This window comes from Rhodanobacter sp. Soil_C_14 (assembly GCF_057657335.1).
This window is the reverse complement of record NZ_JBDGIQ010000001.1, coordinates 433,692-447,626: the sequence shown is the minus strand read 5'-3', so window position 1 is coordinate 447,626 and position 13,935 is coordinate 433,692. Positions and strand designations below refer to the sequence as shown.

The 13,935-nt window shown below is 66.6% G+C and carries 15 protein-coding genes; 12 read left to right on the top strand and 3 right to left on the bottom strand.

The window, feature by feature from the left end; genetic code table 11:
* Positions 1 to 45: 45 nt before the first annotated feature.
* From ubiG to folE2, 4 genes are all read left to right on the top strand, one after another.
* On the top strand, positions 46 to 750 hold the full coding sequence (gene ubiG / locus AC3A56_RS02060; protein WP_056717207.1) for a bifunctional 2-polyprenyl-6-hydroxyphenol methylase/3-demethylubiquinol 3-O-methyltransferase UbiG: 705 nt from the start codon (positions 46 to 48) through the stop codon (positions 748 to 750).
* Complete coding sequence (gene gph / locus AC3A56_RS02055; protein WP_487769188.1) at positions 747 to 1,430, top strand: phosphoglycolate phosphatase; 684 nt, start codon at positions 747 to 749, stop codon at positions 1,428 to 1,430. The genes ubiG and gph overlap by 4 nt, the downstream gene beginning before the upstream one ends.
* The gene (locus AC3A56_RS02050) at positions 1,427 to 2,281 is read left to right on the top strand and encodes an isoprenoid biosynthesis enzyme family protein (RefSeq protein ID WP_487769187.1); all 855 of its coding nucleotides are present in this window, start codon (positions 1,427 to 1,429) and stop codon (positions 2,279 to 2,281) included. The genes gph and AC3A56_RS02050 overlap by 4 nt, the downstream gene beginning before the upstream one ends.
* Positions 2,282 to 2,389: 108 nt before the next feature.
* Complete coding sequence (folE2, locus tag AC3A56_RS02045; protein ID WP_204110922.1) at positions 2,390 to 3,337, top strand: GTP cyclohydrolase FolE2; 948 nt, start codon at positions 2,390 to 2,392, stop codon at positions 3,335 to 3,337.
* Positions 3,338 to 3,374: 37 nt separating this feature from the next.
* Here folE2 and yidD read toward each other — a convergent pair whose 3' ends face one another.
* Positions 3,375 to 3,647: a membrane protein insertion efficiency factor YidD gene (gene yidD, locus AC3A56_RS02040; RefSeq protein WP_204110923.1), complete on the bottom strand. Its 273-nt coding sequence runs from the start codon at positions 3,645 to 3,647 to the stop codon at positions 3,375 to 3,377.
* Between the two features lie 115 nt (positions 3,648 to 3,762).
* Between yidD and dksA the strand changes: the two genes are divergently transcribed.
* Positions 3,763 to 4,995, top strand: a complete 1,233-nt coding sequence (gene dksA, locus AC3A56_RS02035; protein WP_487769186.1) for an RNA polymerase-binding protein DksA — start codon at positions 3,763 to 3,765, stop codon at positions 4,993 to 4,995.
* A 171-nt stretch (positions 4,996 to 5,166) separates the two neighbouring features.
* Here dksA and AC3A56_RS02030 read toward each other — a convergent pair whose 3' ends face one another.
* A complete protein-coding gene (locus AC3A56_RS02030; RefSeq protein ID WP_487769185.1) occupies positions 5,167 to 5,604 on the bottom strand; it encodes a SufE family protein in 438 nt (145 codons plus the stop codon).
* Between the two features lie 63 nt (positions 5,605 to 5,667).
* Entirely contained in the window at positions 5,668 to 7,038 is a 1,371-nt protein-coding gene (gene cysS / locus AC3A56_RS02025; RefSeq protein WP_487769184.1) for a cysteine--tRNA ligase, read from the bottom strand.
* Positions 7,039 to 7,228: 190 nt separating this feature from the next.
* On the opposite strand from cysS, the gene AC3A56_RS02020 reads away from it, so the two are divergent.
* The 7 genes from AC3A56_RS02020 (at position 7,229) to AC3A56_RS01990 (ending at position 13,915) form a co-directional block, all read left to right on the top strand.
* Positions 7,229 to 7,768: a glycine zipper 2TM domain-containing protein gene (locus tag AC3A56_RS02020; RefSeq protein WP_056717200.1), complete on the top strand. Its 540-nt coding sequence runs from the start codon at positions 7,229 to 7,231 to the stop codon at positions 7,766 to 7,768.
* A 301-nt stretch (positions 7,769 to 8,069) separates the two neighbouring features.
* Positions 8,070 to 9,077, top strand: coding sequence for an N-acetylornithine carbamoyltransferase (locus AC3A56_RS02015; RefSeq protein WP_487769183.1), 1,008 nt, complete (start codon positions 8,070 to 8,072; stop codon positions 9,075 to 9,077).
* Between the two features lie 6 nt (positions 9,078 to 9,083).
* Positions 9,084 to 9,704: an FMN-binding negative transcriptional regulator gene (locus tag AC3A56_RS02010; RefSeq protein WP_487769182.1), complete on the top strand. Its 621-nt coding sequence runs from the start codon at positions 9,084 to 9,086 to the stop codon at positions 9,702 to 9,704.
* Positions 9,701 to 10,189 (top strand): OsmC family protein, encoded by a 489-nt coding sequence (locus AC3A56_RS02005; protein ID WP_487769181.1) that lies wholly within the window; start codon positions 9,701 to 9,703, stop codon positions 10,187 to 10,189. The genes AC3A56_RS02010 and AC3A56_RS02005 overlap by 4 nt, the downstream gene beginning before the upstream one ends.
* Positions 10,190 to 10,257: 68 nt before the next feature.
* Complete coding sequence (locus tag AC3A56_RS02000; protein ID WP_487769180.1) at positions 10,258 to 11,505, top strand: argininosuccinate synthase; 1,248 nt, start codon at positions 10,258 to 10,260, stop codon at positions 11,503 to 11,505.
* On the top strand, positions 11,502 to 12,602 hold the full coding sequence (locus AC3A56_RS01995) for an acetylornithine deacetylase (RefSeq protein ID WP_487769179.1): 1,101 nt from the start codon (positions 11,502 to 11,504) through the stop codon (positions 12,600 to 12,602). The genes AC3A56_RS02000 and AC3A56_RS01995 overlap by 4 nt, the downstream gene beginning before the upstream one ends.
* Positions 12,599 to 13,915: an acetylglutamate kinase gene (locus AC3A56_RS01990; protein WP_487769178.1), complete on the top strand. Its 1,317-nt coding sequence runs from the start codon at positions 12,599 to 12,601 to the stop codon at positions 13,913 to 13,915. The genes AC3A56_RS01995 and AC3A56_RS01990 overlap by 4 nt, the downstream gene beginning before the upstream one ends.
* Positions 13,916 to 13,935: the final 20 nt, after the last annotated feature.

Here is a 13,935-nt window from a genome sequence, read left to right as displayed (position 1 = left end):
CGGGTCACACTCTTCAACAAACTCATTGCCATCGTGGATTCGAACATGACCACCACCAACGTGAGCCCCGAGGAAATCGCCCGTTTCGACAGCCTGGCGGCGCGCTGGTGGGACCCTGACGGCGAGTCGCGTCCGCTGCATGACCTCAACCCGGTACGCGCGGCGTACATTGCCGCGCGCGCCGACCTGCGCGATGCGAAGGTGGCCGACGTCGGCTGCGGCGGCGGCCTGCTCAGCGAAGCGCTGGCGCGCGCCGGTGCCCGGGTCACCGGCATCGACCTGGGCAGCAAGGTCATCGACGTGGCGCGGCTGCACCTGTACGAATCGAAGCTGAGCGTGGATTACCGCGTGCAGTCCTCGGCCGAACTGGCGGCAGTCGAAGCAGGGAGTTTCGACGCGGTGTGCTGCATGGAGCTGATCGAGCACGTGCCGGACCCCGAAGCCCTGGTGAACGACCTCGCCGCGATGCTGAAACCGGGCGCGCGCCTGTTCATGTCCACCATCAACCGCACCCCGGCCGCGTTCGGCGCGGCCATCATCGGGGCGGAGTACGTGATGCGCATGCTGCCGCGGGGCACCCACCATTACGCCCAGTTCCTGAAGCCGTCCGAACTGGGCCGGCTGCTGCGCCATGCCGGGCTGGAGCTGGAGGATGTTTCCGGGCTGGGCTACAACCCGCTCACGCGCAAGGCGTGGCTGGGCAGGATCACGGCGGTCAACTACGTGCTGTGCGCACGCAAGCCGGCATGAGCCGCCCGCTCCCGGAAAACATTCAAGGCGTGCTGTTCGATCTGGACGGCACCCTGCTCGACAGTGCGCCGGACCTGTACGCGGCCCTGCTCGCCCAATGCGCGGAGGAGGGCGCGGCCTCACCGCCTTACGCACCGGTGCGCGAGGTGGTGTCGCGCGGCGCGCGCGCCGTGCTGCGCTGCGCGTTCGCCGGGCGCGGCGAGGACGGCGTGCTGGCCCTGGTGCCCCGTTACCTGGAGCTCTACCGGCAGGTCATGGCCCGGCAGACCCGCGCCTTCGAGGGCGTGGACGACTTGCTGGCGCGGATCGAGGCGCGAGGCTTGCGCTGGGGCATCGTCACCAACAAGGCGGCCTTCCTCACCGATGAACTGGTGCGACGCATCGGCTGGAGCGAGCGGGCCAGCGCCGTGGTTTCCGGCGATACCCTGCCGGTGAAGAAACCCGATCCGGCGCCGGTGCTGCTGGCCTGCGAACGTGCGGGGCTGACGCCTGAGCGTTGCCTGTTCGTCGGCGACGATCGGCGCGACATCGAGGCCGGCGCCGCAGCCGGCCTGTACACGGTGGCGGTGAGCTGGGGATACCTCGACGGCGGCGACCCGCATGGCTGGGGCGCCGACGTGGTGCTGGACCATCCGGCCGAACTGGCAGCATTGCTGCAACTGGAATCGAGCGTCGCATGATCGAGCTGGTCGAACAGAGTGCGGTACTGCAGGGCTTCATCGACAAATGGCTGGCGGTGCAGCCGCAGCAGCGGATCGCCCTGGCGTTTGTCGACGGCCGCCGTTACCCGGGCCATGTCGCGCTGGCCGCGCTCGAACAGGAGCTGCTGGGCGCCGCCTACGGCATCCGCGAACCGCAGGTGGCCGCGGCCAAGCTCAACTGGTGGGCCGAGGAGCTGGCTGGCGCCGCGGCCAGCGGCGGCCGTCACCCGCTGAGCCAGGTGCTGTTCGACGACGAGCGGGCGCACGCCATCGCCAGCGAACTGTGGCTGGCGCCGGTCATCGCGGCCATGGCACAGCTGGAGCAGGGCACGGCGGCGGATTTCACGGCGCAGATCGCCGCGGCGATGCCCCTGCATGGCGCGCTGGCTGCGCTGGAGACGGCCTGGTGGTATGGCGCGGCGGCGTCGGCCGAGCGGGCCGCGCAGGTCGCCGTGCTGAATCACCTGCTGTACGCGCTGCTGCGGCTGGATACCGATGCCGAGCGCGACCGCCTGCCGCTGCCGATGGCGCGGCTGGCGCGACATGGCCTGGATCGCACGCAATTGCGCAGCGCCAGCGCGGCGCGGCAGCAGGCGATCCAGGCGCAACTGGAAGACCTGCTGGGCAGCTGGCGCGCGTCGACGGCCGTAAGTGGTCCGCTCAGCGTGTTTCGCTCACTGGAGTCCCGCCACGTCAGCAAACTGGCACGGCGCGCCGCGCGTTCCGGCGATGCGCTGGCCACGCTGCAGGCCGGTCAGCCGCGTACCGGACTGTCGACCACCTTGCAGGCGTGGCAGGCTGCACGCGCGTGGCAGCGTCAGCGGCCGTAATTCGTTCAAGACGCAGCGTTTCCCCCGCGCCACTATTGCGCCGTGGGCTGCGTGCCCCAAGATTGCTTGCTTCACCGGCGAGTTGCTTCGCCGAGATCAGGACCCGCCATGCCGAACCAGGAAAATACCGCTCGTCTGCTGCCCGACGTTGCCGTCCATGCGCAGCCCCATCTTGCCGGCGCGCTGGACTGGGTCGGCATGGCCGACATCCAGGTGCCGGTGCTGTTCGATGCCGGCGATGGCCAGCCGCAACGTGCCAGTGCGCGGGTGGGCGCCTTCGTCAACCTGAAGCGGCCCGACAAGCGCGGCATCCACATGTCGCGGCTGTACCTGCAGGTCGAGCAGGCACTGAGCACGCAGACGTTGGGTGCCGACATGCTGCACGCGCTGCTGCGCGGCTTCCTCGATTCGCATGGCGACCTGTCCGACCGCGCCTGCCTCAGCATCCGTTTCGAACACCTGGTGCGCCGCCCTGCGCTGAAGAGCGCCAACAGCGGCTGGCGCGCCTATCCGGTGTGCATCGAAGCCAGCCTCACCGGCGACGAGTTCCTGCTCGAATTCGGCACCGAGGTGATCTACTCCTCGACCTGTCCGGCATCCGCCGCCTTGTCGCGCCAGTTGATCCAGGACCAGTTCGCCAGCGACTTCGGCGCGGATCAGCCGCTCGACCATGCCGCCGTGCTGGCCTGGCTGGGCAGCGAGAAGGGCATCGTGGCCACGCCACACGCCCAGCGCAGCGTGGCGCGTCTGCGCGTGCGTCCCGTGCCGGGTGCCGGCTTCCACCTGGTCGGCCTGATCGATGGCGTCGAGCACGCGCTGGGCACGCCGGTGCAGACGGCCGTGAAGCGCGAGGACGAGCAGGCTTTCGCGCTGGCCAACGGCGGCAACCTGATGTTTTGCGAAGACGCCGCCCGGCGCATCCAGAAGTCCCTCGACGCGGACGCCACCCTCAGCGACTTCCATATCCGCGTGGAGCACCAGGAAAGCCTGCACCCGCATGATGCGGTGGCCTACGCCAGCAAGGGCGTGGAAGGCGGCTACGGCTCCGCGCCGTAGCCAACGGCTGCGGCAGGCGTCGCGCACCGTCGCCTGCTCACTGCGTGTCGACGGAATCCCCCTGATGCCGGCAGCGGGAGAAATGAAAGTGCTCGGGCACCGGATCATCGCCGCCGTCGCACAGCGGCTGGCAGCGCAGCAGCCGCCAGCCGGTCAGCAGGCTGCCGCGCCAGGGGCCGAAGCGCGTGACGGCAATCCGTGCATAATCGGAGCAACTGGGCTGGAAGCGGCAGCGCGGGCCGAGCAGGGGACTGAGCCAGCGCTTGTACAAATGCAGCAACCACAGTATGAATCGGGTCGGGATATTCACGGTGCCGGAACAGCCTGCATCGGGTAATGGTACAAGTATTCCAGAAGCAGGCTTGCTGGTGCAGGATACATGGGCTATAACACCCGGCCGCCACGGCCACTAACGGTGAAGGGATATGGCGAAAACGACGCGTAGTTCGACCGCCGCCAAGGCGCAGAAAGCCAAGGCTTCGTCTGGAAGCAAGGCCGGCAAGTCGACAGTTGCAGGCAAGGGAGCGACCGTGAAGAACGCGAGCAGGACACCGGCCAAGGTGGCGTCGAAGGCCGTTGCCAAGACCAGGCCGAAGGCCGCAGCCAAACCCGCAAGCAAGCCGGCGGCAAAGAAGGCCGCGTCGAAAAAGCCGGTCAGCAAGCCCGCCGCCAAGTCACCAGCCAGCAAGTCACCAGCAAAGAAATCACCGGCGAAGAAGTCCGCCCCGGTCAAGGCTCCCGCGTCGAAGACAGTCGCCACGAAGGGCGCCGTGAAGAAGGCTGCCGTGAAGAAGGCGCCACCCGCCAGGGTCGTCGCGAAGAAGCCTGTCGCCGGCAAGGCTGTCGCGAAGAGCGGCAAACCCGCCGCGGGCAAGGCCCGCAGCGCCGCCAAGCCAGCCAAGGTCGTCGCCAAGCCGGCCGTCGTGGCAAAGCCCGCGGCCAAGCCGGCGCCGAAGCCGGTGGCCAAGCCGGCCCCGAAAGCGATCAAGCCCGCCGAAAAGACGGTAGCGAAACCGGCACCGGTGGCTGCCGCAAAACACGTATCCCCGGCACCCGCCAGCACCCTGTTCAAGGGCAAGGTGGCGAGTGCAACCGCCATGGTGACACCGCGCGCAGAAACCGCCGCACACCATGCCTCTTCCTCCAAGAAACAGAAAACGTCGTCTTCAATGAATAAACTTGCTGCAAAAAAACTCGATAACGGCATTACCCAGGAAGACGGGCGATACGCACTGTCCTCCACCACCAACATCAGCTTGCCCAAGGGTTACCGTCCCTCGCCCGACGAGGAGTACATGAACCCGATGCATCTGGCGTACTTCCGCAACAAGCTGCGCGACTGGCGCGACCAGCTCGTCGAGGAGTCGCGTCAGACCATGGACAACCTGCGCGAGGAAGTTCGCGATGTGGGTGACGAGGCCGAGCGCGCCACCCGCGAAACCGAGAACTCGCTGGAACTGCGCACGCGCGATCGTTACCGCAAGCTGATCTCCAAGATCGACAAGGCGCTGCGCCGGATCGAGGAAGGCAGCTACGGTTTCTGCGAAGAGACCGACGAGGAGATCGGCGTCGATCGTCTCGATGCGCGACCGATCGCCACCTTGTCGCTGGATGCGCAGGAACGCCGTGAGCACCTGCAGAAGCAGATGGGCGACTGAGAGCTGTGCTTTTGCGCTCATCCATGAGCGCAAAGATCAAACCGGCATCCATGCCGGACTCTTCAAAAAAACGCCCCGCTTCGAGCGGGGCGTTTTGCGAGAAGTGAGTGGAGAGGAGTGAGAGAAGGCAACGGCGTCTCGCGCTCCGGCTTTTCTCTCACTCCTCTTTACTCACTCCTGGCTCGCCATCACCTTGGCGTACTCCTTCAGTTTCGTCAGCGTGGCGGCCAGGCCGTTCGAGCGCGTGGGCGACAGGTGCTTGGCCAGGCCGATGGTGCCGATGAAGTTGGGTTCGGTGGCGAGGATCTCGGCCGCCGGGCGGTCGGAATAGACGCGCAGCAGCAGGGCGAGCAGGCCGGACACGATCGCCGAATCACTGAAGGCCTCGAAGTGCATGTTCGAGGCATCGCCGGAGGGCACCAGCCACACCATCGACTGGCAGCCGTGCACGCGGTAGACGTCGTTCTTGTGCGCCTCGGGAAAGTCCGGCAACTGCTTGCCGAGGTCGATCAGATACTGGTAGCGCTCGGTCCAGTCACCGAAGAAGGCGAACTCCTCGGCAATCTGCTGCTGCGCCTGTTCGGCGCCGGTGCTGGCAATGGCATTCATCCGGGCATTATCGCGCGGACCGGTGCGGGAAATGAAATCCGCCGCGCCGGCCGGTTCGATGCATCAGGCCTTGACGATGCTCCAGCGGGTACCCTGGGCGCCGTCCTCGATGGCGATGCCGAGCGCGGCCAGTTCGTCGCGAATCGCGTCGGCCCGGGCGAAATCGCGCGAGGCGCGGGCGGTGCGACGCTGTTCGAGCAGGTCCTCGATGCGCGCCTCGTCGATCGCCTCGTCACCGCGACGGAACCAGGCCTCGGGTGCCTGCTGCAGCAGGCCGAGCAACTGGCCGCCGCCAAGCAATGCGGCCTTGGCTTCGGCACTGCCGGACTGACGCGCGGCATCGGCCAGCACGGACAGCTCGGCCAGCGCCTGGGGCGTGTTGAGGTCGTCGCACAGCGCCGCTTCGATCCGCGGCGGCACCGGCAGCTCACCTGTCGGCAGGGCCACGTCGGTCAGGTCGCGCAGTACGCGATACCAGCCATCGAGCGTACTGGTGGCTTGCTGGATGGCCGCTTCTGACCAGTCCAGCGGCTGCCGGTAATGGCCGCTGAGCAAGCGCAGGCGCAAGGCTTCAGCCGGATGCAGCTTGAGCAGTTCGTGCACCAGCAGCACGTTGCCCAGCGACTTGGACATCTTGCGGCCATCGAACGTCAGCATGCCGTTGTGCATCCACCAGCGTGCGAACACCTTGCCGCCGTGGGCGCAGGTGGACTGCGCCACCTCGTTCTCGTGGTGGGGGAACAGCAGGTCGACGCCACCGGCGTGGATGTCGATGGTTTCGCCCAGGTGCGCAGCGCTCATCGCCGAGCATTCGATATGCCAGCCGGGGCGACCGCGACCCCACGGGCTGTCCCAGCCCGGCAGTTCGGGGGTGGAAGGCTTCCACAGCACGAAGTCGCCGGCGTTGCGCTTGTACGGCGCCACTTCCACCCGCGCGCCGGCGATCAGTTCATCGGGATCGCGGCCGGACAGTTTGCCGTAATTGGCGAACGAACCGACGTCGAACAGCACGTGACCCTCGGCGGCATAGGCATGGCCACCGTCGATCAGCGCTTCGATCATCGTGACGATCTGCGCGATATGGGTGGTGGCATGCGGCTCGATGTCGGGCGGCGCCACGCCGAGCCCGGCCATGTCGTCGCGGTAGGCCTGGGCGAAGCGGTTCGTGATCGCGTCGATCTGCACGCCTTGCTGCTGCGCGGCGGCGTTGATCTTGTCATCCACGTCGGTGATGTTGCGGGCATACACGACGTGGGGGTAATGCCGCCGCAGCAGGCGCACCAGCACGTCGAACACCACCGGTCCACGCGCATTGCCGATGTGCACGTAGTTGTAGACGGTGGGGCCGCACAGGTACATCGTCACGCGCTCCGGGTCGAGCGGGGCAAACGGTTCGGTGCGACGGGTCAGGCTGTTGTAGAGCGATATCGGCATGGTGGAATCCGCGGCATGGGCCGTCCGGACAGGGGGTTCGGCCAGCCCGGCATCTTAACAAGGTGTAAGTGGCCGAGTCGCGCCGGCTTCCCGTTGACTGATTCTAAGGGTGTATTCAGCGTGAATTTGCTGCAATGGCTACCAGTACGCGCGTCTGCGCGAGTGGTGTTTCAGTAATTGGGAGGTCGTGATGACCAAGCTGTGGATTTCCGCGCTCGCACTTGCCCTGGTGGCGGGCGGCGTTTGTGCACAGGATGTGCGTTACGCCAACCCCAACAATGGCAACAATGACGACAACGCCCATTACGGCTGGGCCGACGTGTTGCGCGCCGACCCGGTGCAGGGCGTGACCCGCACCGAGGTGCCGCGCCAGGAATGCTATGACCAGCCGGTGGTGCGCCACGAAGGCGGCAACAGCACCGCGGGAACCGTGCTCGGCGCCGTGATCGGCGGCGTGCTGGGCAACACCGTGGGCAAGGGCGACGGACGCAAGGCCGCCACCGTGGCCGGCGCCGTGGCCGGCGGCGCGATCGGCAACCGGACCAACCGTGGTCGCGACTACGAAACCACCCAGACCCAGTGCCGCGAGGTCAGCTCGGTCAGCGAACAGCGCCGGATCATCGGCTACGACGTGGAATACCGCTATCGCGGCGAGGTCTACACCTCGCGCCTGAGCTACGACCCCGGCGAGCGCCTGCGCGTCCGGGTACGGGTCGACCCGGCCGACTGACCCCACCAGCAACGCCGCCAGCCTTGGCGGCGTTGCTTTTCGGGACACCCGAATTTTTTGTTGCACGGCAGCGAAATTGTCGGCATGATGCCCGACAGTCACCCGGAATCCCCATGTCCACAGCCGTCTATACCGCCACCGTACTGACCAGCGCCCGCGCGGCCGCTGGCATGACGTCGCGTGCGCGCCGACCGTTGTATGGATACTCGGCCGGGTAGGCAGTCGCACGCGTTTGACGGTGCATCGACGACGAAACCCGGCCTCTGCGCCGGGTTTTTTGTGTTTTGGATTGGAGTAAATCATGGCTCTACGGCATTTCATCACTACCCAGGATTACAGCCGCACCGAGATCGACGCGCTGCTGGAACAGGCGGCATCGTTCAAGCGTTCCCCGCGTGGCCAGCAACTGGCCGGCAAGTCGATCGCCTTGCTGTTCTTCAATCCGTCGATGCGTACCCGCACCAGCTTCGAGCTGGGTGCATTCCAGCTGGGTGGGCACGCCATCGTGCTGGCGCCGGGCAAGGATGCGTGGCCGATCGAGTTCGAGGTGGGCAGCGTGATGGATGGCGACACCGAGGAGCACATCGCCGAGGTGGCGCGCGTGCTGAGCGGCTACGTCGACCTGATCGCGGTGCGCGCCTTCCCGAAATTCCAGGACTGGGCGGTGGACCGGCAGGACAAGGTGATCAAGGCGTTCGCCCAGTACGCCACCGTGCCGGTGATCAATATGGAGACCATCACCCATCCCTGCCAGGAGCTGGCCCACGCGCTGGCGATGAAGGAGCACCTGGGCGACCTCACCAGGAAGAAGTACGTGCTCACCTGGACCTACCACCCGAAGCCGCTGAACACCGCGGTGGCGAACTCGGCGCTGTTGATCGCCACCAAGATGGGCATGGACGTGACCCTGCTGTGCCCCACGCCGGACTACGTGCTGGACGAGCGCTACATGGCGTTTGGCCGTCTGAACGCCGAGCAGAACGGCGGCTCGCTGAGGGTCAGCCACGATATCGAGGAAGCCTATGCCGGCGCTGACGTGGTCTACGCCAAGAGCTGGGGGGCCTTGCCGTTCTTCGGCCAGTGGGACAAGGAGAAGCCGATCCGCGAGGCGAACAGGCACTTCATCGTGGACGAGGCAAAGATGGCGCTGACCAACCACGGCCTGTTCAGCCACTGCCTGCCGTTGCGCCGGAACATCAAGGCCACCGACGCGGTGATGGATGCGCCGTACTGCATCGCCATCGACGAGGCCGAGAACCGCCTGCACGTGCAGAAGGCGGTGATGGCGTCGCTGATCGGGCAGGGCTGAGCCGGCATGTACACGCCGAAGCATTTCCAGGAGACGCGGAGCGAGGCCTTGCACGGGCTGATGCGGGCGTATCCGTTCGCCACCGTGGTGACCCACGGGGCCGGCGGGCTGGCGGCCAATCACTTGCCATTCGAACTGGTCGATGGCGTGCTGCATGGCCATGTCGCGCGCGGCAACGAGCTGGCGCAGCAGGACGGCGCCGAGGTGCTGCTGGTGTTCCAGGGTCCGGACGGCTACATCAGTCCGAACTGGTATCCGAGCAAGCACGAGACCGGGCGCGAGGTGCCGACGTGGAACTACGCGGTGGTACACGTGCATGGTCGCTTGAAAGTGATCGATGACGCGGCGTGGCTGCGTCGGCTGCTGGAGACGCTGACCGATCATCATGAAGCGGGCCAGCCGCAGCCATGGAAGATCACGGATGCGCCGGAAGACCACATCGAGAAGTCGCTGCGCGCCATCGTCGGTCTCGAAATCAGCATCGACCGCATCGAAGGCAAGTTCAAGCTGAGCCAGAACCATCCCGTCCGCAATCGTGCCGGCGTGATCGCCGGGCTGCGCGAGCGCGACGGCGATGGCGACGTGGAACTGGCCGCACTGATGACCCAACAGGAGCCAACGCCGTGACTCATCAACATCACTATCGCGTCGACGTGGAGTGGACCGGAAACCTCGGCACAGGCACCGACGGCTACCGCAACTACAGCCGCGACCACACGATCCGCATCGCGGGGAAACCCGAGCTGGCCGGCTCGTCCGATCCGACCTTCCGCGGCGACGCCACCCGGCACAACCCCGAAGACATGCTGGTCACCGCGCTGTCCACCTGCCACATGCTGTCCTACCTGCACATGGCCACCGTGGCCGGCGTGGTGGTGACGGCTTACGCCGACGCTGCCGAGGGCACGATGGCCACCGAAGGTGACGGCGGGCGTTTTGTGGAAGTGATCCTGCGTCCCGTGGTGACGATCAGCGCCGGCAGCGACCCGGCCAGGGCCGAGGCGGCGCACGAAGCCGCGCACCACGCCTGCTTCATCGCCAACTCCGTGAATTTCCCGGTGCGCTGCGAGCCGCGCATCGTCGTGGAGCAGGGAATGGGGAATCGGGAATAGGGAATCGTCAAAAACAGTCCTTCGCACTCTGCTCGTTGCGCTTCACCCATACCTTCAGGATTACCACCATGTCGAATGCTCCCACCATTCCCGATTCCCCATTCCCCATTCCCTCCAACGGAGAAGGCAAAGACATCGTCCTCGCCTTCTCCGGCGGCCTCGACACCAGCTTCTGCGTGCCCTACCTGCAGGCGCAGGGCTGGGCCGTGCACACCGTGTTCGCCGATACCGGCGGCGTGGATGCCGAGGAGCGCGCCTTCATCGAGGCCCGCGCGCAGGAACTGGGCGTGGCCAGCCACGTCACCGTCGATGGCGGTCCGGCGATCTGGTCCGGCTTCGTCAAGCCGTTCGTGTGGGCGGGCGAGGGCTACCAGGGCCAGTATCCTCTGCTGGTCTCCGACCGCTACCTGATCGTCGAGGCCGCGCTGAAGCGAGCCGCCGAGCTGGGCACCAAGGCGATCGCGCATGGCTGCACCGGCATGGGCAACGACCAGGTGCGTTTCGACCTGGCGGTGAAGGCGCTGGGTGACTACCAGATCGTGGCGCCGATCCGCGAGATCCAGAAGGAACACACGCAGACGCGCGCTTACGAACAGAAGTACCTGGAGGAACGCGGCTTCGGCGTGCGCGCCAAGCAGCAGGCCTACACCATCAACGAGAACCTGCTGGGCCTGACCATGTCCGGTGGCGAGATCGACCAGTGGCAGGCGCCCGGCGCTGGCGCGGTGGGTTGGTGCAAGCCGCGTGCCGAATGGCCGTCCAAACCACTGCAGGTGAAGATCGGTTTCGTGGGCGGTGAAGCGGTGACGCTGGACGGCGAGAAGATCGCCGGGCATGCCATGCTGGCGAAATTGAACCATCTGTTCGCCCAGTACGGCGTGGGCCGCGGCCTTTACACCGGCGACACCACGATCGGCCTGAAGGGCCGCATCATCTTCGAGGCGCCGGGCCTGACCGCGCTGCTCACCGCGCACCGCGCCCTGGAAGAAGCGGTGCTCAGCAAGCAGCAGAACCGCTTCAAGCCCGAGGTAGCGCGCAAGTGGGTGGAACTGGTCTACGAGGGCTTCTTCCACGACCCGCTGAAGACCGACCTGGAGGCGTTCCTGGCCTCCAGCCAGTCCACCGTCAACGGCACGGTGACGCTGGAGACGAACGGCGGCAGCGTCGGTGCGGTGGCGGTCGAGTCGAAGCACATCCTCAACGCCAAGGGTGCCACCTACGCCCAGTCGGCCGACTGGGGTGTGGAAGAGGCCGAGGGCTTCATCAAGCTGTTCGGCATGAGCAGCACGCTGTGGGCCGAGGTCAATCGCGGATGAGCGCGCTGCTGGACGCCACCCTGGAGCACCTGCGGGCGCTGGTCGGGTTCGACACGCGCAACCCGCCGCGCGCGATCGGCACCGGCGGCATCTTCGACTACCTGCGTGCGCAGCTGCCCGGCTTCGTGGTCACGGTGACCGACTTCGGCGCCGGTGCGGTGGCGCTGCATGCGGTGCGCGGCGAGCCGAAATACCTGTTCAACGTGCATCTGGACACGGTGCCGGATTCGCCGGCGTGGACGGCCGATCCGCATGCGTTGCGGGTGACCGCGGATCGCGCGATCGGCCTCGGTGCCTGCGACATCAAGGGTGCGGCCGCCGCGTTGCTGGCGGTGGCGAATGCCAGCGATGGCGCACTGGCATTGCTGTTTTCCACCGACGAGGAAGCGAACGACCCGCGCTGCATCGCCGGCTTCCTGCGCGATGCGCATGCCTATGAGGCGGTGATCGTGGCCGAACCGACCAGGGGCGAGGCGGTGCTGGCGCATCGTGGCATCCAGTCGGTGTTGATGCGCTTCGCGGGCCACGCCGGCCATGCTTCGGGCGAGCAGCAGCCCAGCGACAGCGCGCTGCACCAGGCGATGCGCTGGGGCAACGCGGCACTGGATTTCGTGGCGGCGCAGTCGCACGAGCGCTTCGGCGGACTCACCGGCCTGCGCTTCAACATCGGCCGGGTCGAGGGCGGCATCAAGGCGAACATGATCGCGCCCTCGGCGGAAGTGCGCTTCGGTTTTCGTGCGCTGCCGACGATGGACCCGGACCAGTTGCTCGAGCGCTTCCGCACGCTGGTCGAGCCGCAGCCGGTGGAGTTCACCGAAACCTTCCGCGGCGCCTCGCTGCCCGCCGGCGACACGGCGAACGCCGAGGCGAACCGGCTGGTCGCCCGCGATCTCGCCGACGAGCTGGGCATTCCGGTGGGCAACGCGGTGGACTTCTGGACCGAGGCGGCGCTGTTCTCCGCCGCCGGCTACACCGCCTTCGTCTACGGCCCCGGCGACATCGCCCAGGCGCACACCGCCGACGAGTGGGTCGCGCTGGATCAGTTGCAGCATTACGCAGAGGTCATTCACCGGATCGTGGACAGCAAAATCGCATGAGCACAGGCAACCACACCCGCAAGACCATCGTGCGCCTGCTTTCGAGCATGGGCAGCGCGAAGGAAATCCAGCAATACCTCAAGCGCTTCTCCGAGGTCGACGCCAAGCGTTTCGCCGTGGTCAAGGTGGGCGGCGCGGTGTTGCGCGACGAGCTGGCCGATCTCGCCTCGTCGCTGACCTTCCTGCAACAGGTGGGGCTGACCCCGATCGTGCTGCATGGTGCCGGCCCGCAACTGGATGAGGAGCTGGCCGCTGCCGGCATCGAGAAGCAGACGATCAACGGCCTGCGCGTGACCTCGCCGAAGGCGCTGGGCATCGTGCGCCGCGTGTTCATGCAGCAGAACCTGAAGCTGGTGGAAGCGCTGCAGTCGATGGACACCCGCGCCACCGCGGTGCCGTCGGGCGTGTTCCTGGCCAGCTACCTGGATCGCGACACCTACGGCATGGTCGGCAAGGTCGACAGCATCAACCTGGCGCCGATCGAGGCCAGCCTGCGCGCGAATTCGATCCCGGTGATCGCCAGCCTCGGCGAAACCGACGAGGGGCAGATCCTCAACGTCAACGCCGACGTCGCCGCGAACGAACTGGTGCGCATGCTGCAGCCGTACAAGATCGTGTTCCTCACCGGCACCGGCGGCCTGCTCGACGAGCACGGCAAGCTGATCGACTCGATCAACCTGTCGACCGAGTTCGACCACCTGATGGCGCAGCCGTGGATCAACGGCGGCATGCGCCTGAAGATCGAGCAGATCGCCGACCTGCTGGCCGATTTGCCGTTGACGTCATCGGTGTCGATCACCCGTCCGGCGGAACTGGCCAAGGAGCTGTTCACCCACAAGGGTTCCGGCACCCTGGTCCGGCGCGGCGAGAAGGTGCTGACGTTCGACTCGTGGGACGGCATCGACCTGGCGCGCATGCGCACGCTGATCGAATCGAGTTTCGGCCGCGCCCTGGTGCCGGATTACTTCGAACGCACCAAGCCGCTTCGCATCTACGTCAGCGAGAACTACCGCGCCGCGATGATCCTCACCGAAGAGGACGGCTTGCCGTACCTGGACAAGTTCGCCGTGCTCGACGACGCCCAGGGCGAAGGCCTGGGCCGGGCGGTGTGGCAGGTGATGCGCGAAGAGCATCCGCGCTTGTTCTGGCGTTCGCGCCACGGCAACCAGGTCAACATCTTCTACTACGCCGAATCGGACGGCTGCATCAAGCAGCCGCGCTGGAAGGTGTTCTGGTATGGCATCGAGGACCTCGACACGATTTTCCGCTGCGTGGCGCATTGCGCGCAGCGCCAGCCGACACTGGTGGATTGAGCAAGACCAACTCCCTCCCC